The organism is Acinetobacter sp. WCHAc060025, from assembly GCF_004209355.1.
In the GTDB taxonomy this organism is placed as follows: domain Bacteria; phylum Pseudomonadota; class Gammaproteobacteria; order Pseudomonadales; family Moraxellaceae; genus Acinetobacter; species Acinetobacter wuhouensis.
In genome coordinates, this window is sequence record NZ_SGSX01000013.1 from 106340 (window position 1) to 129902 (window position 23563).

Annotated in this window: 22 protein-coding genes; all 22 read right to left on the reverse strand. The window is 39.4% G+C overall.

The window, feature by feature from the left end; genetic code table 11:
* Window positions 1–6 precede the first annotated feature (6 nt).
* The gene (locus tag EXE09_RS12525) at window positions 7–564 is read right to left on the reverse strand and encodes a lysozyme (protein WP_130117499.1); all 558 of its coding nucleotides are present in this window, start codon (window positions 562–564) and stop codon (window positions 7–9) included.
* Window positions 564–944 carry a hypothetical protein gene (locus tag EXE09_RS12530; protein ID WP_130117500.1) on the reverse strand — a complete coding sequence of 127 codons (381 nt, stop codon included), beginning with the start codon at window positions 942–944 and terminating at the stop codon, window positions 564–566. The genes EXE09_RS12525 and EXE09_RS12530 overlap by 1 nt, the downstream gene beginning before the upstream one ends.
* Window positions 945–1018: 74 nt before the next feature.
* On the reverse strand, window positions 1019–3484 hold the full coding sequence (locus EXE09_RS19090) for a hypothetical protein (protein WP_228257208.1): 2466 nt from the start codon (window positions 3482–3484) through the stop codon (window positions 1019–1021).
* Window positions 3485–3494: 10 nt separating this feature from the next.
* Window positions 3495–5147 carry a phage terminase large subunit gene (gene terL, locus EXE09_RS12540; RefSeq protein ID WP_130117501.1) on the reverse strand — a complete coding sequence of 551 codons (1653 nt, stop codon included), beginning with the start codon at window positions 5145–5147 and terminating at the stop codon, window positions 3495–3497.
* A gap of 2 nt (window positions 5148–5149) precedes the next feature.
* Entirely contained in the window at window positions 5150–5491 is a 342-nt protein-coding gene (locus EXE09_RS12545; RefSeq protein ID WP_130117502.1) for a hypothetical protein, read from the reverse strand.
* A gap of 115 nt (window positions 5492–5606) precedes the next feature.
* On the reverse strand, window positions 5607–6056 hold the full coding sequence (locus EXE09_RS12550; protein WP_130117503.1) for a helix-turn-helix domain-containing protein: 450 nt from the start codon (window positions 6054–6056) through the stop codon (window positions 5607–5609).
* A gap of 2 nt (window positions 6057–6058) precedes the next feature.
* Window positions 6059–6391, reverse strand: a complete 333-nt coding sequence (locus EXE09_RS12555; RefSeq protein WP_130117504.1) for a DUF4258 domain-containing protein — start codon at window positions 6389–6391, stop codon at window positions 6059–6061.
* 94 nt (window positions 6392–6485) lie between these two features.
* The gene (locus EXE09_RS12560; RefSeq protein WP_130117505.1) at window positions 6486–9653 is read right to left on the reverse strand and encodes a hypothetical protein; all 3168 of its coding nucleotides are present in this window, start codon (window positions 9651–9653) and stop codon (window positions 6486–6488) included.
* Between the two features lie 64 nt (window positions 9654–9717).
* On the reverse strand, window positions 9718–12606 hold the full coding sequence (locus EXE09_RS12565; protein ID WP_130117506.1) for a lytic transglycosylase domain-containing protein: 2889 nt from the start codon (window positions 12604–12606) through the stop codon (window positions 9718–9720).
* Window positions 12606–14633: a methyl-coenzyme M reductase gene (locus EXE09_RS12570; protein ID WP_130117507.1), complete on the reverse strand. Its 2028-nt coding sequence runs from the start codon at window positions 14631–14633 to the stop codon at window positions 12606–12608. The genes EXE09_RS12565 and EXE09_RS12570 overlap by 1 nt, the downstream gene beginning before the upstream one ends.
* Window positions 14633–15028, reverse strand: coding sequence for a hypothetical protein (locus EXE09_RS12575; RefSeq protein WP_130117508.1), 396 nt, complete (start codon window positions 15026–15028; stop codon window positions 14633–14635). Before EXE09_RS12575 ends, EXE09_RS12570 begins: the two co-directional genes overlap by 1 nt.
* Before the next feature lie 3 nt (window positions 15029–15031).
* On the reverse strand, window positions 15032–15484 hold the full coding sequence (locus tag EXE09_RS12580) for a GNAT family N-acetyltransferase (RefSeq protein ID WP_130117509.1): 453 nt from the start codon (window positions 15482–15484) through the stop codon (window positions 15032–15034).
* 2 nt (window positions 15485–15486) lie between these two features.
* Window positions 15487–17526 (reverse strand): carbohydrate-binding protein, encoded by a 2040-nt coding sequence (locus tag EXE09_RS12585; protein ID WP_130117510.1) that lies wholly within the window; start codon window positions 17524–17526, stop codon window positions 15487–15489.
* A complete protein-coding gene (locus EXE09_RS12590) occupies window positions 17526–18086 on the reverse strand; it encodes a hypothetical protein (RefSeq protein WP_130117511.1) in 561 nt (186 codons plus the stop codon). The genes EXE09_RS12585 and EXE09_RS12590 overlap by 1 nt, the downstream gene beginning before the upstream one ends.
* 58 nt (window positions 18087–18144) lie before the next feature.
* Window positions 18145–18606, reverse strand: coding sequence for a crAss001_48 related protein (locus tag EXE09_RS12595; RefSeq protein ID WP_130117512.1), 462 nt, complete (start codon window positions 18604–18606; stop codon window positions 18145–18147).
* Between the two features lie 65 nt (window positions 18607–18671).
* Window positions 18672–19574, reverse strand: coding sequence for a phage capsid protein (locus EXE09_RS12600; RefSeq protein WP_130117513.1), 903 nt, complete (start codon window positions 19572–19574; stop codon window positions 18672–18674).
* 15 nt (window positions 19575–19589) lie between these two features.
* A complete protein-coding gene (locus EXE09_RS12605) occupies window positions 19590–20222 on the reverse strand; it encodes a hypothetical protein (RefSeq protein WP_130117514.1) in 633 nt (210 codons plus the stop codon).
* The gene (locus EXE09_RS12610; RefSeq protein ID WP_130117515.1) at window positions 20215–20739 is read right to left on the reverse strand and encodes a hypothetical protein; all 525 of its coding nucleotides are present in this window, start codon (window positions 20737–20739) and stop codon (window positions 20215–20217) included. Before EXE09_RS12610 ends, EXE09_RS12605 begins: the two co-directional genes overlap by 8 nt.
* A complete protein-coding gene (locus EXE09_RS12615; protein WP_130117516.1) occupies window positions 20736–22391 on the reverse strand; it encodes a portal protein in 1656 nt (551 codons plus the stop codon). The genes EXE09_RS12610 and EXE09_RS12615 overlap by 4 nt, the downstream gene beginning before the upstream one ends.
* Window positions 22392–22397: 6 nt before the next feature.
* Window positions 22398–22628 (reverse strand): hypothetical protein, encoded by a 231-nt coding sequence (locus tag EXE09_RS12620; protein WP_130117517.1) that lies wholly within the window; start codon window positions 22626–22628, stop codon window positions 22398–22400.
* A 2-nt stretch (window positions 22629–22630) separates the two neighbouring features.
* Entirely contained in the window at window positions 22631–22930 is a 300-nt protein-coding gene (locus tag EXE09_RS12625) for a hypothetical protein (protein ID WP_130117518.1), read from the reverse strand.
* A gap of 262 nt (window positions 22931–23192) precedes the next feature.
* Window positions 23193–23563: HNH endonuclease (locus EXE09_RS12630; RefSeq protein WP_130117519.1), on the reverse strand; the 371-nt coding region annotated here is incomplete at its 5' end.

Sequence of the window (23563 nt, forward strand, 5' to 3'; positions counted from 1 at the left end):
AAACCCTCAAATGAGGGTTTCAAATAATTTTCGTTCTACGGCTCGTCTATTCACTAAGCCTTTCATCACTTTGCCACCTGCTTTATTCCAAACATCAAATTGAGCGGCCGCACCTTTATAGTCTTTCGTATTCAATTTTTTTAATAGTGTGGAATTGTTAAAAGCATTTTGGCCAATGTTATATGTCAGCGAAACCAGTGCATCATATTGATTCTGATTTAAGGGCACAGTCACAGCACTATTTACAGTTTGCTCGAAACGCTTTAGATCATTAGTCATGTATGCTACAGCTTGCTCAAGTGTGCATACATCACCTTTTTTGACTTTCACACCATTAGCTATTGTTGTACCAAAACCAATTGTCCATACACCTACACCATCGTCATAGGCTTCCAGTTCTAGACTTTCAAAACTGCGAATCAATTTAATACCTGACGCGCTTAATTTTTTCACTGCCTGAACTGGTGTTAGATCAGTGATTACTTTATTTAATGTATCAACCTGTTTTTGAGTCAATTTACCACCAGCAATTATGCGAGCTTCATCAAAAAATGCTTTAGTCATTAGTTCTGCCCTCCCTTACTGTTGCCAATAATTGAAATAAAAGCAGCTTTAATTTCTGTGATTACTTCAGACAGTGGTTTTCCTTTTAATAAAGCAATCGACTGATACACAATGCCAATTACTAGTAAACCGAAGATAGCAAAGATCAACATTACAAAGCCTTTATACATTGTTGATTTAGCCAATAAATCAAAATGTTCAATAAAAGCTGAACCACCGTATAAACTGATAGTTACACTTGCAACAAACTTCCCAATCACTCCAAGCGAAATTTGAATTTTTCCATCACGATCAATATCACCACTCAACACAAGCGCAACCAATGCCCCAACGACTGCAGGAATAACTTTAAGCATCCCAAGTATCGTATTCTCTTGCATATAAACCTCACAAATTAGATATTAAAAAACCCTGATCTAATTAAAGATCAGGGTTTAGTGTGATTCGTTGTGTATTACCACCAATATCCAATGAATGAAACACGATTTCCAATTTGCTCGATTACATTTCGACAACCAACACTCGCTTGCCATGTGAGTGAGCTATAAATTTCTAACGGTGCTCCATAAGTACCGACACCTACGCCAAGATAATTTGTTAAACGTACTGCATATCTACCATCACCAAGAGATTCTATAACAGCGCTAACATCGGGCTCTACAAACTGTTTTTTTAATAAATTTGTTTCTGGAAAATTAGTAGAAATTGGAATATCAAAAGGTTGAAGTATAGATAATAATTTTGCTTGGACTCTAACTTCATTATATTGTAATGCTTCTTCAATACCTTTTCCTGTAGCATAAATAGCAACATGTATACGTGCCGACGCATGTCCGATGTTTAAATTATCTCTTATTAATTCTATATTAGCGTTTAACTCACCTGTAATTGTTGAGAATTTATTTTTAGACTTTCCATTTTCCATTTGTTTCAAATCTAAAATAGCAACAATCACAGATGCATCAGAATCCCGATGTGTTTTAACAGTTGTGCCATTTTTAGCAACTGCTGAATACTCTAGAGGTTTATTAAAAATTCCGCGATTGAATGTAACATCAGACTCTTGATGACTTTTAATGTTTGCTGAATTTAAGTGTGATAATGTTTTTGTTTTTCCCCAGCCATTCACTGTGAAATTAGGTGAAGAATTAGAAATATCTATAACTCGACTCATGCTATTAAGTTGCCGACTAGTTGTAGTGTTGCCGATCAAGACAGGCTTTGTTTTACTATAATCAGTTCCAAAAGAATCATCGTATGCTGCACCCTGTATTTTGATATCAACATATTCTGTATCATAGCCTGTAAAATCAATCTGCCCTCCAAAATTATTAGTGCCAATTACACAGCCATTGGCTGCACCTGAAATCAAAATTTGACATAAGTTAACAGGAACATCTTCGAATACATTATATTCTAGGTAGTTATTCCAGATTGCCCCACCAACTACATCACCAAAAATATCTATAAATTGCCCACCAGCTTCAAATAAATTGTAATCAATAGTACAAACACCCAAAGCTGGGGAAGAACTTTTAGATTTAACTTTAAATCCAGCATAATTTTTTTCACATTTATTAAATACAAAGCGGAAATTCAACAATTGATCCGCTTCAACAATGTTTAGATTGTGATAAAAGTGATTATGCAAAAAAGAGAAAGATTGAGAGTAAGCATTTCCTCCTTCTACATTAGCACCTCTGCTCTGAACACAAGTTAAAGGCGAACGTAAATGTATAAAATTACAGTCTCTCGCAAAGCTGTTATACAAACGATCCCCATCGAACACTATATCAATTAAATTTTTGTTAGCTTCAGTCAGGTCATGCTTTAAATTTGAATTAACGCCGATAAAATTAATTTCTTTAAAATCAACTTTTCCAACAAAGTTGTTCGCTGTGCTTGTCGGGTCTGCTTTTCCTAATCTACTTGTAAATACAGCACGACCATGCGTTTTACAATCAATTTTAAATACAGTGTCGCCATCACCGTGAATTTTTATCAATCTAAATGCATAGTTTGACTGCTCGATATCAGGGATACCAACGCGTCCAGTGAACAGATAATCACGCCCACTACATTTCACACTTTTTGATACAGCTAACGCTCTTTCTAGATAGAGTGAACAGTCTGTTGTTGATGGGTCTGTTTCGCAAAACCAATCTAAATACACTGATCCGAAATATTTACGAATCCAACCGTTAAAACACGTACCTTTATTATTTTCATTTTTTCTATCCTCATCATAATAAAATACACCACCTTGCCTCAAACAAGACACAGATACCTCTTGTCCATTCTTTCTAACTTTTATTGCTATTAATTCATTAATATTTTTGCAATATCTTGTAGTTAAATCATTAATTTGCTTTTGATTTTCTGTACCATCCGCGACAAATTCAGCAAACCAACCTTTACTTACTGCCACATTTGCCAAATTTTGATAGATTTGATTTGTGAAACTCTCAAGTTGATTTAATGAAATTCCTTGTTTTTGAATTTCTGCTAAAAATTGAGCTTTTGTTTCATCATTCAACGAGTCAACATATTCATTTAAGTCCTTGACATCATTATTGACCATCCAATTAAGCACACCCATTTCTTGGAGTTTTCGCCAAATATTATCGAAATCGGTATTCACAGAAGATGGGTTGAGAGATGCGTTATATGTCTTATAGTCTGTGGATCGTTTAAGAGGTGTGTCACGACGTATCTTGATATCAGCGCCGTCGACAGGTGCATTTTTAAATACAACCGTGTCATTTACAGCATCTAAAGACCAGCTCCCCACAGGTGGCTCAATATCATTGACCAAAACAATCAAATGATCTTGCTCTAAAACATCGAACCCCAATGGGAATATTTTAGTTACACCATTAGCTGTATATTCTTTATATGGAGTCTGTTCAGGTACTGCCATGATTATCACCTTAATGTTCAAAATCTAAGGTGGCTTCAACGACACCACCATCCATTCTCCAATTAGGCGACTCATTCGCTTCAAGATTGCTGTGTAATTTACCTACACGTTCAGGTGATTCAGTGATTGCGCGCGCTAAAGAATCAAGATGATCATCTTCTTGCTCGGTCAATGCAGGGTTAAAACGCTGCATTTGTTTGTATTGTTTTGATGTATTTTCACCATCTGGCGTGTCGATCACAGAAACATGTACCCATAACATGCCTGAAATTAAGGGCCCCTCAATCCCCTCTAAAATTCGTTTATTTTTATTTTGGCTTGAATGCTGAGTTTTTACACCACATCGAATTCGACGTTTTTTTAATGCCCCTTTTAGTGCAGATGGTGCGAATCCCCCAATACCATTGGTTTCAATGGTGATTCGTGGAATTTTATATTGCTCTACAAGATCGCAAAGTTGCCAAACTTGACCGCCTGTAATGTTGCCTTGACTATCATGTGTGACAACTTCACCAGTAAGCTCAATAGATCGATGCCAATACTTATTGCCAATATCATCATGCAACACTAATTCAACTGCAGAAGTATCAGACTTAAGTTTTCCAGATGATGGGTCCCAGCTACACGTCATACCAACAATTTTACGCTCACCAAGAGTCATGTAATATTGACCATTGGCACGTTTTAAAATTGGCTCTACATCATACGGAATAAGCTTTTCAGGATTTAAACGAACATCCCCGACAGGCTTGGCATGTAATTGATACTGTGAATCCCACTCATTGAGAGTTCGGCATTTACGTCTACGTTTCTGCATTTCTTTCGCAGTAAAACGTTCTGGCCAAAGTGCTTCACTGTAAACATCGAGGAGGGCGTGAGATTCATCAAATGTGATTTTAAAACCTGAACCGCTTTTATGGACTTGATAGTCTTTACCAGCAGTCAATAATTTAGAATTTCGACCAATCCCACTAAAAATATAAACTGGAGCAAAATCCACAAAACATTCAATGATCGTTTCAAAACGTTTTTCTTTTTCAAACATTCTGAAAATTAAACATTTTGCGTCAGGGTTTTGCATGATTTCAGAATATAAAGAATCATGTGTGTGCGGTGTACCTACATATAATTCTTGTCCACCCGGTATTAAAATAAACGTCTGTTCACCTAGGCGATAGCGAAGCTTTTCACGTGCTTCAGGTGTACCAATATTCCCTGGGACTTCCACATCATCATTCTGAATTTCATTGGCACGTGAACCAGTTACGTTAGACATAATGCCACGAGCATGAATAGAACCGTGACGTACATCACTTGAACCAGTGACCCACCATTTTTGAGTTTCACCACGTACTTTTTTTACATTAAATAATTGGCAAAGCGGATGCCGTTCTAATACTTGTTCGGTACCTCGACTGACTTTGTATGCATCAGGATCGGTTGCGCCTTGGTGCAAAATCAAATGATCAGGATTATTGTAGAGCCTCCAAGCGTTATAGATATCAAGAATTGTCGATTTACCGTGTCCACGTGGCATCATCAATAAGCCAAGCGAGCCGTAATCCTCTAAGAAATCACAGACGTCTAAATGAAAATCAGGCACTACCCAATTCAGCGTTTCAGCATAAACGAGGTAGAACGCAGCAAAGCCGACTTGAATCATAATTAGCTTGGACGTTGATTTTTACGCGCTTCAAGCTTTTCAGCTACAGACTTTAATAATTCAGCAGCTTGAGACTCAGCAGATACTTTTCTATCGTTTGGATCACCCACAGAAAGTTCATCATCATTCAAAATTCGCTTAAGCTTTTCCATACATGTGAGGGCTTCTTTAGCCCCTTTGTAAAGCCAAACCTTATCCCCTCGACCCTCTTTGCTAAAAATATCTTGACCATAAGCCTCAGTCATCAAATCAACTGCATCACCACCAGCCATCTCAAGACAGAGAACTAATTTTTCTTTTGTTTCAGGCTTTAAGTGACCTACTTTTTTCTTTTCATCTGACATATAAAAACCCTCGCATAATAAGAAGTTATACGAGGGTTTGAGTTATGGTTTGTTGGGTGAGTCCAACCAAGTTACAATAAAAAAGCTACACTTGGTAGCTTTTAGTTTGGATTATTTATGCAAATAATTGCTCAGACCATCCACCTTGTTTTTCATGCGAAAAACTAGATTTAGTCTCACCCTTTTGACGATCAAGATGCGCAATTTTATCAAGCATGTTTCTAATATCACTGCCTTTTTCAACACTGCCTTTGTATAAAACTCTCAACAAACGATCGCTTGGTTTTGGAATTTTAGATCGATGTGTTTCCCAAGCTCTAACACTTGACTCTGAAACACCTAAAATTTCAGCTAATCCATTTTGTGACAGATTCATCTCTTTGCGCAAAAAACGAACCTCAGCGCCCGATAAACGAGGCTTATGGGTAACTAAGTTAAGTCCAATCACACGATGTAAACCTTCAACATCTATAAAAGAAACAACTTTTCCGTATGCTGTATCTTTCTCGATGTAACCATTTACTAACCAAACATCGCGTAACCCGCTTTCGGTGTAATGGTACATAATTAACCTCTGATTACAGTAACCACAATACAGTGGTTCTGAGTTATATCATCGTAGTCCAATACTACAACCACACTAATGACATCACCTGCACTAATGACAGATAACTTCATTTTCCAAGATCCATTAGCTTCTCTGTAAGGACCTTCTTCAAACTGACCGTGCTCCATACAGCAAAGTATTTGAGGTAGGGTTATTTTTCGTTGTTTCATACGCTTACGAACATGATCTGTAAGAAAAACCTTACTAGAATCTTTCGCAATCTCTCTCAGCGTAGATTTAGCAACCACTTCTGAGAGGTCTGAAAACATTATAATATTGTCGGGTTGGTTCATATCAGCACCGTCAGTTTCTGACGGTATTATTGAATAATACATTTTTATATGCAATACATTTTGGTGAAAATTTGTTAACTATTTTTATGTATTCTCATTTAACAACCCTCTCAAAATCTGGCGCTTGAATATCGCCAATATCATCGCCCCAAAAACGTGTGCGATCTTGTTCACGTTCCGCTTTACGCAATAATTTTTCACGATAGCCTGGTGCAATCACATCTTGCATTTCATCAAAGATCATACGATTCATAGCGGCTTTGGTGTACCAAAGATTTTGTCCAGGTGTTTTTGATTTAATTAACTTAAATGTCTCATTTGCAGCATTAGTGTCCTTGCCCTCATAAGCCTGCAATGCATTGCTAACTGTAACACCTAACAAAGTCTTGGTATCTCCACCTGCTGGACCTACAATAAAGTCTGATACCCCACGTCCTGATGGGTCTGCACCAGCCACAAGAATATCTCCCAATACAGACAAACCACCACCTTGAACAGCTGATCGTGTAAAGAACTGTGCCGTTTTTTTTGGGTCGTCGCTATCCCACATTGTTTGAGGATCATTACCGTTTGCGATTTCTTTAAGTTGAACGACCAAAGCACCCAACAATGTTGTCATTGCAAAAATTGATAAGCCATAAGCTGCTTTAGATGTACCTTTTTCCATTGATAAAGCACGTGAGCCATGGCGCATTAAAAACGCAGTTGGGAATGATTTAAACTGAGTTATCCCCTTAAATATTTCCCCCATTACTGTGCCTTTTTTAGCACCACCACTCATCCATGTGCGCTCACGTAAGCCAGCTTCAATGACGGCCATACCTTGCTCATCTAAAATATGCGCCTGAAACTGTGTAGCGACCTCATCTCGTATCTTTTGAGCCAATTCTTTGCGATTGTCATCAATGCTGTTTGTGATGCTCACTATGATCTGTGAGCGCTTATTTAAACGCTCATTGAGACGTTCTTGATATTTTGCAAAATCTTCATCTAACGCATTCACACGTTTATCAAGTTCATTGTATTTTTGATTTATTGCCTTATTTGCTTCACTTTCAGCTTTGCGAATCTGGGCGCGTAACTCAGTCATTCGGCGTTCAGCGTTACCTATGCGCTTTCCTATTTCCTCACCACGTCGATTAAACTGCCCTGCATTGCGTTTGACATTCTTCTTAGCATCAACAGCAACTTGATCTGAGTGACGACCATCTTCGACTTCTTGTAAAAAATCATGGATGCGATCTGATTGATTCAATGTTTGAATATAAGCATTCATGTCAGATTGAGCTGAAGCAACTTCTTTCTGTAAATCGATCAAATCAATTCGATTTTGCAAAGCCTGTTTTTCTGCATTGGCTTTTGAATCTGTTCGATTTGCATAGTCCTGTAATCGCTGTGATAGCTGTTGTTTCAAGTCATCATGCTGTTGTGCTTTGTTTGCTATACGTTGTTCATCTTCAAAATTACGCTGATTAAGTTCGTCCAGCTGGGCGTTTGTATCATCTTGAAGTTTTTTAAAATCTCCATCCATTGCGCCGATGATCTTCTCATCTGGAATTTCATAGATTGATTTTGCTGACATGAGTTGATTTCCCCTGCGATCAACTACAGGTTCAGCCACTTGCATGACTTTCCATGCACGCTCATTCAGTCCAGTTTTGGTCATAAGTTCACGATCAATATCGGTCAATTCATCCCAAGATTTTGAGCGTGATAAAGTACCGTATTTATCCATCAGCATTTTTGAGAAGCCGACTTTTGAAGCGGCAGTTAATGCATTTAGCCCTGAAATTCTCATGACCTGTGTTGCTACTGAACTAGACACACGTGCAATTTTTTCTGATTTACCACTTACAGAAGCCAATCCATCATCTGACCAGCGATTGATAGAGCCTAGCATTTCTTCAGTAGCTAAACCTAAGCTACGCGCAAGATCACGATCTTCTTTATTTGCTGGGTTTAACTGACTAATTAACTCGCCAAAAGTTTTGCGAAATGCAATATTGTGTACCGATGCTGTTTTAGCAATCATGGCTTGATCTGTGATCGATGACAGTGTTGTACCGCCTAACATCGATGCGACATTCATAGATCGATATGCTAAACCTAGATTTGCTAATACTTCTGATTGCGGTGTATTTTGCCCTGAGAATTCTTCAAACATGGTCTGAGCACGCTTTCTTGATACTGTTGTATCTTTCGGGCTTAAGCCGTTTGACCAGTCTTTTTTTTCTGCTGCATCCATCAAAATACGCATGGCATTTTTAGGATTACTTCCTAGATTTTCAACCATGGCAATATCTTTAGAAAGTCCATTTACATGAGCTTCAACGAGATCAACAAAGGGCATGCCACCAAAATTATTTTGATATTCCATCCATGCATCAGCATCTTTAAAATGTAAAACACGGCTTTCAGAATGTCGGCTGGTAACTTTGGATATGCCACCAGTGGCTTGACGACCAATTTCAGTTTTATTTGCACCATTACTGGTGAGCGTATCAAACGCATATTCAAGCAATTCACGTATTTCTTGCTGAGAATATAGCTCACCAGATTCATGAACATATTTCGATGTATCAATGAGCTTTTCAGATTGATTTACCCACTCATCCCGACCAGCTTTGGCAATTTTTTCTAAGTCATGGGTTTGTGGTAAGCCCCAATCATCTAGCTTTCCAATGTCCCCACCTGACCGATTAAAACGTTCTCGCATTTTTTCAAACACATTTCCCATATTGTCAGAAATCTTTTTAGCCAAAACATCGCCTGTATTTTGGTTAAAACGCTCACGTACAATGTTTTGAACCAAATCAAGATCAGTAAAGATGCCTAAACCACCCTTAATATTTGTATAAAAATCGGTGAGTTCACCACGATAAACCGAAGCAATGGCACGTGATTTAGAATCTAAAGACTGTACACCCGACATGTCGCCATGCGGTGCAACCATGCGATCTATGACTTCAGATGCTGGTAATGTTGGATGATCTAACAAAGCAAGATTTTTACTTTGAGTCAGAATGTCTTGTGCTGCAATTTTATTTTTACGCTTTATTTCAGCTTTTATGTCGATAGCGACTTGTTCACCTGCAGCAGTTAATTTTTCTGATTCAGATAAGTTATGCCAAGCTTCACGATCTTTTCTCGCTAAAGCTTGTTTGGTTTGGATAATACGCTGTTCTATGTTTTGCGCTTCTTGCTGTGTAAGTTCTTTCTTACCCAAAGCTTTTGCTACAGCTTGTTTACATTGATCTTTCATAAAAAATGCTCAAATAATTTTAGTTATCTGAGCATTTAAATGATTAAGTTTTGTTGTGTATCGATCAACCATACTGCAAAGCACAGCTAATTGCTGTTTGGGTTGCTGTAATATCTTGTTGAGCTTGTTTTGCTTCAGCTTCAAGTTGTTCGAAATATTTACTCAAAGTCATGGTAATTGCTTCTGTTTCACCATTTGGGTGTGTATAAGGCACTGAAATTTCTTGATCAGGATTTTGCATAATAATATCTAAGGCTGCTTTTTCTTCAGGTGAATCCCCAAATAACGAGCCTTGTCGCGGATCACCTCTATTTTCAACCTCATTAATTTTGGACTGAATATTCTCGCCGATGGCTTTAGCACTTCGACTATTTGAATCAAATACATTTAAAAAGTCTTTTGCACCTGCAGTCAGTCCATCATCAAATAACGAACCTTGATTTAAATAATCTTGAACTGGCAAACCACTGGCTTTTAAATCACTGTATTTCTGCACAGCTTGCGCCAAATCGCTTGCAATTGTGTTTTGGTGTCTACCACCTTGCTTCACTAAATCATTGAGCTGTGACAGCTGTGGGGCTGATTTAAGCAATGCATTTAAAACGGTTTTACTATCATCATCTAAATTTTCAGATAATCGTTTTACAAGATTAGAATCACCATAGGCACGTTGCACAATAGCTGATTCAATCCGACGTTTACCCTCTTGAGATAATCGCCCCTCACCAGTGATGGCATTGGCACGTTCTGACTGTGGAAGCTGGTCTACAAAGCCACGTACATAATCCATGCTTTGCTCAAGGTTGAGCGAACCATCATTATTGATCTTTAAATAACTCGAATCAGGTAGTCGATCTGCATCACTTACTGCACGTTCAGATGTACTGTATTGTGCTACATCGCTTTGATTTGCAAGTTTTGCGAACTCTACACGATCAGTATCAGTTAATCGCGTACGGACTAAAACAGGATTATTTACCCCATCAATATCTAAACCTCGAGCGTTGGCAAAATCTTGAACAAATTGGCGGTACGCCTCACCTTTTCCTTGTTCATATGCCTTTCCAATTGCCATGGTGCGACCATTGCCCGATTCAACAACATTATCCATGCCGATGATGGGTGCGCCATCAGATAACTTGTAAGACTCACCAAGTAATTCAGGCTTAATATCATTCGCCATGTTTTCGATCTGTTGGCGTGAAGCTTCACGTGTCCGATCACGTGGTTGTAATTCGCTTGGGTAGTTGGAATTCACGCCGTAAGCTTGATCATTTGACGCTATCAAATCATCAAGTGATTTAACTTCATAAGCAAAATCATAGCTTGACCCATCCATGCCATAAGCTTTGCTAGAATTTCCACCATAACGAGCGCTTAAGCTATTCCATTTCTTTTCCCATTTGCTGATCGCTTGACCAACAGTTAAGCCTTTCATGCCGTTATTGTTTACAATTGCATCAGCATTTTTAGAGTCATACTTGCGAACAATATCAATCAATTTTGCGTTCGGGTCAGCTTTTAAAACATTGACCGCACCTGCAGGGCCAAGTAAATGCCCTAAATATTGTTCTGATGCTATAGGATCACGACCTAAATTTTTGCGAATATAAGCATTAGCATTCTTAATATGCTTTAAACCTTGCTTGATTTGCTCATTCACATCATTGCGATTTCCACCGCCTTGATTTTTCCAAGTCTTATCTAATAGCTGAAATAATCCATGTGCTGATGATGTTGGGTTTTTTGCTGTTGAGCTAAATAACCCACCAGTTTCAATGTGACTAATCACCAGCGGAACACTTGGATCAACACCGTCTTGACGTGCTTTGACCGCTATCAGCTTGGCATTATTTGGAATGGCCATAGCTTCGTAATTAATCGGCTTTTCTTTTTCTTCGCCCTTTACTTGCTTTGGCACTTGGACTGGTCGCCCTGTTTTGATCTGTTCAACTGCAGTATCAAGATTGATTAAATGATTGTTGTGTTGAACAGGATCAGAAGCACGTGTTGGTGATAAAGTCTGTTCAAACTCCAATTCATTTTTAACCAAGTGGGCTTGCACTTGTGTTTCATTCGCTTCAATTTGATCAATATCTAAGTTATTTAATTCTGTTGCGACATCGGCATCAAGTTTATTTCTATACGCACCATAACCACGAGCACCACCAAACAATAAAGCATTCAAAGCCAAATCAGTTGCTACACTCTCACCGGTAATTTTGTATTTTTTCGCCTGTTCATCATATCCAGAAGCCTCAAGGATTTGACCACTAACATATTGCCCACCAGTGGATAGAGCTGTTGCCCCACCAATGGACAAAACAGCATCTTTTACCAAACCGCCTGAGCCTTTTAAACCATAAGAAATAGGTAAGGCAGCAGATGCACCAGCAACTACACCATCCACCGCAGCAGTTTTTAATGCTGTGCCTGAATCAACTCCTTTCCCTGTCAAATCTTCATAGCTGTAGTTTGTTTCAGATAACCCAGTTACACCAATTGCACCTGCTGGACCTGCAGCTAAAGAGCCAAGTGTTGCTCTTGTGGCGTAGTCACCTAAGCTAAATAAGATATTCCCAACCGTACCGGTGTTTTTGCTGTCTTGAAGCTGTTCAATTTTTGATACCAACTGCTGATTTCTTACTTTGTTTTTAGCTTCATGAACTTCTGAAAATGACTGGTCATCTACATTGATACCGCCATCTATGCCATTTTTTTGAATATCATCATAAGCATATTGGACGTGATCTTTTACACGCTCAAACGGTTTAGCCACCGTATCGATGACTTTGACAGTACCAGCGACCATCCCACGCGGTACAGCTGTAGCAGAGCCTGCAAATAAACTTGGCTCTTGTTTTACAGTGGGTTTATGTATTAAGCCTTTGGCATTTACTGCGTCTACTTGCTGTTGCTCTTCACCCGAATATTCAGATAACCAGTTACTCATTACTTGGTTCTCCCTTTCATATTCACACGCCACTGAACGCCTTTAACAACCAATGGATTACCACGTTCGTTAATTAAGTCGTATTGGATCTCCCCTTTGTTTGATCGACTATCTGAACGTCTTAAGCGCAAAGATTCCAAATCAGCAACATCAATACCTGTCTGTGATGAAATGTATTTAAGCCCTGACGTTACTGTTGCTTCAAACGGTGTATCATCCATGCCGTAAGGCTTAGAAACTTTCCATGTTTTTTGATTGCCGTACTTAACATCCTGATTGTAAACTCCACCAGTTGCCAAGCTTAAAGCTGTTTTAGCAAGGCTTTTATTAATATCATCCTTGTCCTTATGCTGATAACCATCACGTTCAGATAAATGAGCATAGATTGACTTAAATCCGTCAAATGTCATATTTGCAGTCACCCCTGAAATGGAGCCACCAACATATTTATTAAATTCTGATCTTAATAGCTCTTCTTTAGGCATCACTAATTGTTTGTTCTTTAATGCTTGCGTACCACTAATAATTGCTGTTGCAACATCTTCCCCCTTTGTGGATTTATAACCATTTAAACGTGCAACGCCTGCATAGATGTATGACAGTTTACCATCACCAAGTTGACCCAAAGTTGCACCCCAAATTTTGTCCCCATTTGGAATATTCTTAGACTGCCCGATTAAATCACCAATAAAATTAAGTTTGGCATTTACGCCCATTGCATCAAATGCTTGCTTCGCTTCAGAAAGATTCTCTTCTGAGATCGGTTTTAATTTAATGTTTGGGTCGCGTAAAGCATATTGATTCACACCATTTTCGATAGCTTTGGCAGCGAATGATTGCGGATCTGCTTTCAATTCCATACCAGTTAATTGATTAGGCTTTAACCCTGCTTCACGCACAGCTTGGTTCGGATTATTTTTAACAGTTTCGAGTTTATCTTTATAGATCGACTCATAAACATTCATCACCTTACTTTCATTTTCAGCGTTACTGGTCGTTGAATTCTTCATTGAAGCTTTTTGGCTGTTAATTTTAGATAGCATTTCACCAGTGCTTAAACGACTGAACTTTTGAAAATTTATTGAATTATCTTTATAAAATTGATATTCAGCTTCATGCTCAGTGCCTTTGACCGCATTGCCTACAGTATTCATGTACTCGCTATCAAGTTCACGACCAGTCAAAACCTGTGTCTTAAAGTCATTTAGTTCTTTTCCAGCCAATGTCACACGTTTATTTTCAATACTTTGAGCTTGCTGATTCAGTGCGCTAATACGGCTTAATACTTGTTTTCCTTTATCCTGAAGTGTAGGTCCATCAAGATACTTAAAATTGCCTGCACGGATTTCACCAAGCAAAGTATTCAAATCATCTACATTGCTATTTTCCACAGCTGACGTTACACGTCCATCAATACTCATGATGTCACGTGTAATTTCATATTTGTTCAAACGTTCAGCCTTATCAGAAGAACTTAAATTCAATCCATCTAAGTTTTGAGCGAGATATTGACGACCTTGTTCACGATCTTGACGTGTTGCAACCGTTAAGGCTTGGTCTGCAATCGTCGCCCCTTTTTGAGCATCAGCACGATATTGTAGCGGTAAAAATGAAGTTACTTGCTGATTTACATTGCTATCCCAATGCTGTTGTAACTGCTGACGCGCATGCAATGGCATATCATTTTCAGATTGCTTATAACGAGCTGTTGACCATTCTTTAAGCTTATCATTGGCTTGTTGAGCGTTAATCATGCCATTTACCAGATCATTTTTTAAAGTTGTGACTTGATCACTCATTTCAGTTGTCATGATGTCATCAAGCTTTATTTTTGCTTCTTTTTCAGCAAGATCATTATTGTAAAGTTCTAATCGCTTTGCTGTAACTTCTTGCTCTTGAAGCTTTTCATCACGTGCTTGAATCGCCCCACCAATGGCATTACCTAAATCTTGCAAGCCTGTCATCGGAGTACTTTGTTGTAATGTAGGTTTTATGGTTTCCCGACCTTGTGAGCGCGGTATAATCATTATTTCCACCCCATAGCTTTTGTGCCTGCGCTTACAAAACTACTGGCTGACTGCATGCCATAGTTGTTGCTCTGCATACTCCCTGTACGCTTCACTTGTTTAGCTTGGCTGTTCGCGTTCAAAATATTGATCGTGCTGTTGTATGAAGCATCACCAATAATTTCATCCTGAATATTGATAGCAGTACCAACATCCACATCTAAACCATTTTCGGCAGCTGCTGCACGTGCGCTTGAAGCATTTTTTTTACCTTGTTCTAGGATTTTTTGTGATTCAAGTTTCGCTACAGACTTGATTGTTTTTGCATTTCCTTTCGCATCGGCACGTGTTTGAACAGAATTCATTGCACTACCGACACCGTTGAAAATATCGCTAATCATTCCACCTCCACACATGGCTTATACCTCCATCTCTAAGACATATCCGACCAGATCAAAGCCTAATGACTGATAAAAACTCACCGTTTTATCTGCATGAATACCTGTGATCGTGCCTAATTGAATTCGATCAGCATTATTTAGCTTCGCCCATTCAACAAAGTATTGAACCAGTTCACTACCCGAACCAGTTGCACGATATTCGGGAAGCACATAAACACCTTGCTCAAAAGCCAAGCGTTGCCCTGTGCGCCAATCGACATCAATACAACCAATCAAAGCCCCGACCACGTTTGAATAGTCATCACATGCAAGAAAAATTGATTCATGCTTATCAATCAAATGGCTGAAAAGCTGAATTGCCCGATCTTCATCAAAGCCTTGATGCTGAAATGTTGGTGATTCTTTGGTGAGACGCTTGCCAAAATCAACAAGCGTGTCTAAATCCTGAATTATTGCTGTTCGTATTGACATCTCTACTTCTCATTGATTTCAACTAACATGGAGATACTTTGAACGTGGAATGGTTGCGGTTTGTTGTGTGTTAGCTTTAACTCAAGTGCGTGTAGTGGTTGCCAACCTGTAAGCGCTGTGTCTACATAGCCAGTAAACAGTAGGTTTTTAAAGGCATTGGATGATACTTTCTTATGTTGTAGCTCACGATTATTCACATAACCGCCTATGCTATCTTTAATCCATACAACAGCTTCTTTCACGGAAATTTTATGGAACATTGTTGTACTTGGTACCTGGCTAAAATCAGGTGGCAATAAATCAACTTCAAATAAAAACGGCTGACCACAATAATACGTTTGCCCTGCTTCACGCTGAATATCTAATACTTCTGAATACCAACAGCCATCACTGTTTGACCAATTCAAATAAGGTGAATTTAATTTATTTTTAGGCACAACATTGGCTGGATCATAAACATACTCACAATCACTTTGCGCTGTTTCAATTAATTCTTCTAAAAATATTGAACCGTTTCGATTCGTCAAAATAAAACACTGATCCGAACCAATCAGTGTGGGTAATGAACACACGGAAATGACAGTACAGCCAAAATCATGAAAGGACCACGCATTCATCTCTTGATCACGATTTAATGTGATGGTCGCCATTTTCCCATCATTCAACACAATCCAAACCAATGAATAAGGCGTTTGTTGATACGCTAATTCCTTTATTCCACCGTGATTTTGAGCGATATGTGGGGCAATAGCGGATAGCTCAGGTGATACAAGCCCATCAACTTCATAGCGATATGACAGCGCTCTTAAGCGCTCACCGCCACGCTGTACGAATAACAACTCACTCCCCACCTGACATGGTTTAACGTCTTTCTGTGCGCCAAACGTTGTGTGCTGTTCTATTTGAGCCGATGCGGGTGTCAATGCACCAGTTGAGCTAATTAAGAATTCTGAGCCACCTGTGAGTGCTACAACGCCACCACGTTGCGCTAGGTGCAAAATATTGTCAGATTGCGAGGAAGATGAAGCAACACTAAAAGCATCTGCGTCATCTGTTGATTCTAGAAAATCCCCATCATTGCCAATAGATCCAAACCACAATTGATTCGGATTTGTCTTTGTATTTGCAAAAACTAAGCGCTGTTTGAAGAAAACAACTGTACGTGGGTAGCCTGTAGATGTTGTAAATGCCAAAGAATTAAGCGTCCAAGACTTTGCAATCGCTTGAATATCAGCAGTCAGCTTTACCATGACTTCACCCATAGCAACCGTGGGTGAATTGATAGAAGTAATTTTGACTTGACCGCTATTGATCGATACCACAGCACCAATGTGCTCAGAAGTGAATACAGAAGCATCCCCATCAACAACACTACTCCAACTCCCTCCATTAGGGTTTGGTTCATTCCCTTTATTGTCTACAGTCGCTCTCCAAGTCTGACCAGCATGAATTACACGATCTCCTGCAAGGTATTGTTCTGCCGTATTCCAAGCTGGAAATGCTGTAGCAGTCAATGAAATGGTTTTACCTATCTCGGTACCACTCGGCTTTAAGGAAACGTTTGGTGAGGTTCCTTGCTCATCAGTAGGCTGAATAGAAAATGTGAAAGGGGCAAACTGCCAGTTTGTGAAGTCAGCAGAACATAAAAATTGATGAACTGGTGTATCACCTTGAACCATGTACATACGATAGCGTGTATGTGCATACTGAATTTCTTTAACTTTTTGCGCTGTGTTATATGGTGTCGCCACATTAAATACAACTGCGTATAAGCGTGGATCGTAAACTTTTAGAAACCCAATACCCAAGATCAGCATGTAAGCATTTTCTGAGCTTGGAATGAAAGGAATCAAACGCAAAGCACCTGCAAACACATCTTTAAATCGTGTGCCTGGTCTTTTCTTTGCTCCTCCCTCTACTAGCGGAATAGCATTGAGTAGCTTCTTCGCCCCATTTGCATATTGCTGTACGTCGGTACGAGTCCACAATAACGGTGACAGTTCACCGCTACTTAGGTTGTTTTTTAATACCCAACTTCTCATTAGTAGCGACTCCCAATATATGAAGATTCAGCGTATTGCATGTCCTCACTCTGACGTTCTTGTGCATTTACACTGCGAGCTTTACGCATTTGACGTTCATATTCTGCCTTAGCGGATTCACCTGCAGCATCACTACCAGTTAAAGATTTACATAGACGTGAAGCCAATTTGAGCGCCATTGCTTCGACCAGAGTCGCATCCCATGTATCTTCATTGTCATTGTCAAAAACATAGATCAGCTTAATCTGTTCCGCATTTGCCAATATGTGTCGATTCTCAATTTCAAATTTGCATTGGCCAGCATCGATGAGACGTAAAAAATCACGTGGTAATGGGAAAGAATGGCTATAACCAAAGGCTGGATAAGTTGTGACTGGTGCGAGAATGGTACGCTTCTTTGCACACGACCAAGGATGATCACGTAAAACTGACTTTCGTGTCTGATCGTAGACGTTGCGACAGTGTTCCGCCGTGGTTGTTTCTTCCTCAAAGCTTGAAATTGAACGATCACCGATCAAAGACAAAGCATGATTACAGATGGATATTTTTGTTGTGGTCATAAAAAAGCCCTCAAGTTTTGGTTAGCTTGAAGGCTTTTAAGGTGGGGTTTGTTGGGTGTTAGCCTATAGCACTGATTAGTTCAGCATCATTTTTAATTCGTTCACCTAGAATATTTGAATAAAACTTCATATGCTTGGCTTGCTCTTCAAGCAAATAAGCCTGATTGTCATCAATCAATGGTGCTTGATCTGTACCAAGTTTAGCTAAAAATGCATTAAGCGCAGTAAGCTTTACATCAAGTTCATGTTTTTCAGATTGCATGCGCTCAATGTGGTTTTTTGGTTGTGATGCTTTAGCTTCGTATTGTTTTTTTGAGCCACACCAAACGCAATAAGCTTTATCTAAATCAACATTTAAAAACTCATCTTCGTCAACATCAAAGTCAAATGCTGGCATGAGTACAACTTTATCACCATTGATAATATCGGTATGTAACCACCCCATATTATCATCATACCAATCTTTAAACTGTTGTGCTGTTTCAGGCAGTCCTGATTCACCATCTTCAATAATATTCATTATACTATCCTCACATTTAAATAAAAAAATCCCCACCACCTCCGTTAAAGTGGCAGGGAAAAGGGTTAGCGTAAGAAATCCATCGCAATCACGCATTCTTCTAACGAACGTGCAGCGCCATAGGATGCAATACCGCCAATTTGTTTAACATTTGATTTATCAGGACGAACTGCAATATCAAAGTTACTAATTACATTACGACCAAAATGCACAGACTTTGATGCCGAGAAGAATGTACGCCCTTCAGCTGCACCGCCTGCACCATTCGGGAGATCTTCATAAGGAAGCCAAATAAATCCAGCCCATTTCTTCGCAATGTCACCATCTTGAATCGACTGAATAGTGTCACGATCCCACTTTGTTAAATCATCATCTGTTAGGATTTGCTCTAACATTTCCGAGTTATAAATAGCATACATTGGACCACGCTTATCCATTTTAGTTTTACGGAAAGTAGCGCGAGCTCTTACAATTTTGGCTTTGTTTACTGGTGCACCACTAGCACCGATAATTTGTGAAACTGGCAAAGGTGTCGCTGTGTAATCTTCACCATCAATCACTTTACGCTGAACCGAAGCACCCAAAGCTTTAATAATTGTATTATCACGCTCTTCATATTCTGCAGATAAACAAGCCTGCATATATTCCGAAGTTGGATTAGCTGACAGCTTTGGTTCATCACGTGGCTCAATTGGCACAAACAAACCAAAGTCTTTCATCACAGCTAAACGAGTGCCCGATTCAGGAACCGACCAGTCTGTGTCTTGAAATCGACTAGTCATTTCTTTCATTTTTAGATCACCCATATCATTTACAGTGAATGATGATCCGTTAATATTTCCACGATCTACAGTTAAAACCTGCAGGGTTGAAGCTGTTGTTCGCGCTTTTGTTTCAAATGCTGTATGGAATTCTCGCTTGAATGCAGCAGTGATCATCCCATTATTCGCAGTAAAGTCTTGTGACATCTTTATCCCCTAATATTATTCTGGGTAGTTAGATTGAAAGTATTGGCTTACACGCGATGCAACTGACTTGTGATCAGGATGATTAGCATTGCTGTATGCGTCCGACATCATCAATTGTTCAATACCTTCAGAGCCGATTTGTTGTGTATTGCTAGGGGGTGAATCCTCTTGAATCTGCTTCCCAATCCATGCCGCCAATCGAATGCCGAATGTAGGAGAATCAATTTGATCCATTGGCAAACCAGCAGCCTTAACTGCATGTTTCGCTAAATTTAGTTGGTTTTGAAAATCACTACCCCATTCCTGTTGGAGTGCATCAACATTTACTTGAACATGTTGATCATAGGCTTTCACAACAGCTGTCAGCTGGTCGTTATTCAATCCAGCATCATGAAATGATTTAAGTACTTCACCGTTGCTCTGCTTAAAGCTTTCAAAATCAAACCCATCAATTGATACAACATAAGCATCAGATGATTCAGGAATGCCTGTATTAACTTGCTCGACTTGGGTCGATACATCATTTGGTTGCTGTGTATTAGGCACATCATTTGGTGTTGAATTTTGGACATTTTGCTCAGTCAAATTTTCAGTTTGTACCTGTTCAGTCGCTGGCGTTTGTGTTTGGTTTTCAGCTTGTTCAGTCATTTCTTGACTCCATATATGCAAGTTCTAGTTGTTCACTGTAATTTGGGTGATTGGCGTTGTTTATTCGGTTCAGAATGAAGTCGTAAACTTCCATTCTTCCTAAGCGCCTACATGTTTCCCTTTCATCAGAGTGAAAGGGATTGCGCTTAAATCTAGTCTCAAGATCATTTAAGATTTTTTGACCATTAGGCTCAACACAGAAAATGAGCTGATAAACTCTTGATGTAGCTTTTCCTGAGTTCGACCAGTTGGCACTAGTGCCGAAATCACTCTCATCTTTAATTAAGTTTTTAAATGACGCTTTGATGTCATGTATTTCTTGCGTTAAGCAAACAATCTGCTCTTGAGCAATGTTTACACGTTCCCACTCATGATGTTTTTCATTGCGTAATTTGCTTGAAACATCCAATTCATCATGCCAATGCTTCTCATATCTGTTTTTAGATTCATGAAGCACATGCAAACCCACACACGCAATGAGTAAAAGGATTGCCAAAACAGCTATAACGTAAATCACTGCATCACCTCACTTGTCATTTCAGCTTCCAACCCTTTGCCCAAGCCATTAGCGACCGCACCTGACATTTGTTGCTGTGCAATTACTTGTTGTTGTTGGGCTTGAGCTTGTTGCTGTGCTTGGGCTTTCTGCTGACGATAAGCATTTAACTTATCTTCAGTACGAATAATTGAAGTCGGAACACCCAGACGCTGTGCTAAAACTTGAGGGATTGCGTCTGTATCAACGTTATCCAATGCATCAGGATTGAATTCAGCAATTGGCGCAAGTGAAGCCATAAAGCGCTCAATTGCCCCAACATCTTCAAGCTGTTGAGCACGTGCTAATGGTGAGATGAATTTGAATGACATGTTTTTCCCTTGTAACTCCTCAGGCGCTTCACCTAAAACACCTGATCTATATGCAAGAGCAAAACATCGGTCTAACAATGGGATTAATAAACTTGCCTGCAAGCGCCCATACATTGGCCCTATCTTTTGACGGACAAGATCAATACGCATGTATGTCTCTGCTGCGGTCATTGGCTGACCATAAGGCGGTAATTGATCAGCCATTAATTTGCGCTGTATGCTTGCTTGGATGTTTTCTAAAAGTGCAATAGCAACTTGGAAGCCCTTACCGCTATCCATTCGCTTCATTGATTCTATCGAAGCGGCTGTTACGATCTTCCCACCACCCAACTTAACTGTCCGTGGGTTTAAAATTCCGTCATCTTCAGCAATCCACATCCCTAGCACATCAATTTCAGCACTTCGCAATGTGTCTCGCATAAGCGAGTTAGCAGTCTTGGCATCTGCCAGGGCGATAGACATTTGCCCTACTGCATAAATACTGCCTGGAATGCGACGATCCAAAGGAACAGCACAAGGAAATTCGTTATAACCCGATTCCTTTAAAACATTTTTAGACTCAATTTCAACATGATACGAAGCAAACGGCATTTGTTTTGGTAGCAATATTCGCCCGTCATGATGCTGGGTTGTTGATCTTGGCTCAATTGCATGAACAAGCTTGAATCTAGTATCTGGATTATTTTTATTGGCATCTAAAACAGCTTCACTTACTTTGTTTTCACCAAATTCGCTAACCAATTGAGATGCTGTTTTTGAATACTCTCGATAAATAGTATCCACTCGCCCATCGCTACGAGTTGTAGCCAAGAAACATTCATTGTTTGGCCAGTTTTGAAATGAATACCCACCACCCTTTTGACGATCTACATCATTGTAAAGTACTGCCCATCCAGCACAGATAAAGTCCGTAATCAAATCGCTACTTACTGAATCATAATTAGCGCCGTGGATATTCCGCCAAATAAATTGACAGACTAAATCAAGCCACTGTTCACCATCAGTCAACACTGTTGGATCATCAACGCCATCAGGCAAAGCATTAAACCAAATCGCATTCGCTGGCGTTGTGCCTGATATGATATTTGACACCATTTGAGTGACAGCATCTGCAGCAGTCGAATCTAGCAAATCAGCACGTTGTTTTTGGTTTGTTGAATCCGAACCAAATGAACCTGAAAAGCTGTGTTGACGCTCAGGTGCTCCATATTTGTAGCATTCAGTCCAGTGACTTTCATACTTTGCACGCTCTGTACGAAGCTCACCCAACCGTTTGCAAATTCGATTTGCTAGATCAGACATTTTTAATTAACCGCCTAGAGTCGTTTGCTTTTGATTTTCTTCAGTAGATGAGAGTACTTCTGAAGCTTTACGTTTTTTCCGCTGTGCTTTAGCTTGGTTTTGAGCTTCTTGAGCTTCACGTTGCGCTTTGGCATCTGCTGCACTTGCATCAAAACCTTTTGAAGCATCTTTGGTATTAGTTAAACCAACAGCATCAGTTACTGACCCAACCAGTTTTCCTACAATTCCGCCACACATGCTTAGATTTCCTTATATTCCATGCCGTGTTTACCTTGTCTCCATACTTTTTTCTTTGGAACTTCAATACCACCAGCTTTTAATAATTGATCTATTTTTGATTCGATACGTTTTTGTGATTCAATAATTTCACTCAAATCAATAGTTACTTGTGGTTCAGGCAAGGAATCAGACTGGTTCGATTGCTGAACTAGTTCAGTATTTTCTTCAGTGCCTACGTCGGTCTGATCGACCTGTGTTTGATCCGCTGGTGTAGTTGTTTCAGTCTCAGCGACACCAGGTGTTGATAATTTACGTGTCATAAAAAAGCCCCATCGTTAGTGATAGGGCTAGTGTTTGGCTTAATGTATTCAGGTTTGTTGTGTGTTTACTGAAGTGATCGTTTGTACTTGTATTGAATACCATCCCAACGTGCCATAAAAATAAATCGTTGCATTTGTCTTTGTCTTTCAACTGCAAAAAAATATTCAATTTCTTTCATATTACCCACCTATCATTCTAGTAATCGGCTCTTTAAACCACCAAGCCAAAATTAAAATCGTTCCGCAAATGTAAAAAAAATCATCACTCATGCTCACCTCGCACTTTCTCAAAATGAAAAACAACAGGTTTTTTCACAAACTCAATTAATCCAAAGCGCATCAAATGACGAACCTGAGCACAATCACGAATCACCTGAACATCACGATAGTGAGCAAGCAAATCACGCCAAGCCTCAAGTGTCATAGATCGCTTGTTGTGATTGCATGCTGTGCAAGCAGGCACAAGATTTTCAATAACATCATTTTCAGGCTTAGACGGCTTACCTGTTTTAAGATCACGCTTAACTGCTTCCAAATGGTCTGCATGCCACTTTTCACCTAAAGGGTTTCCACAATAAGCACAACAGCCATCGAACATCTGTTTTAAATCTGCTCTCTGCGACTCATTAAGCT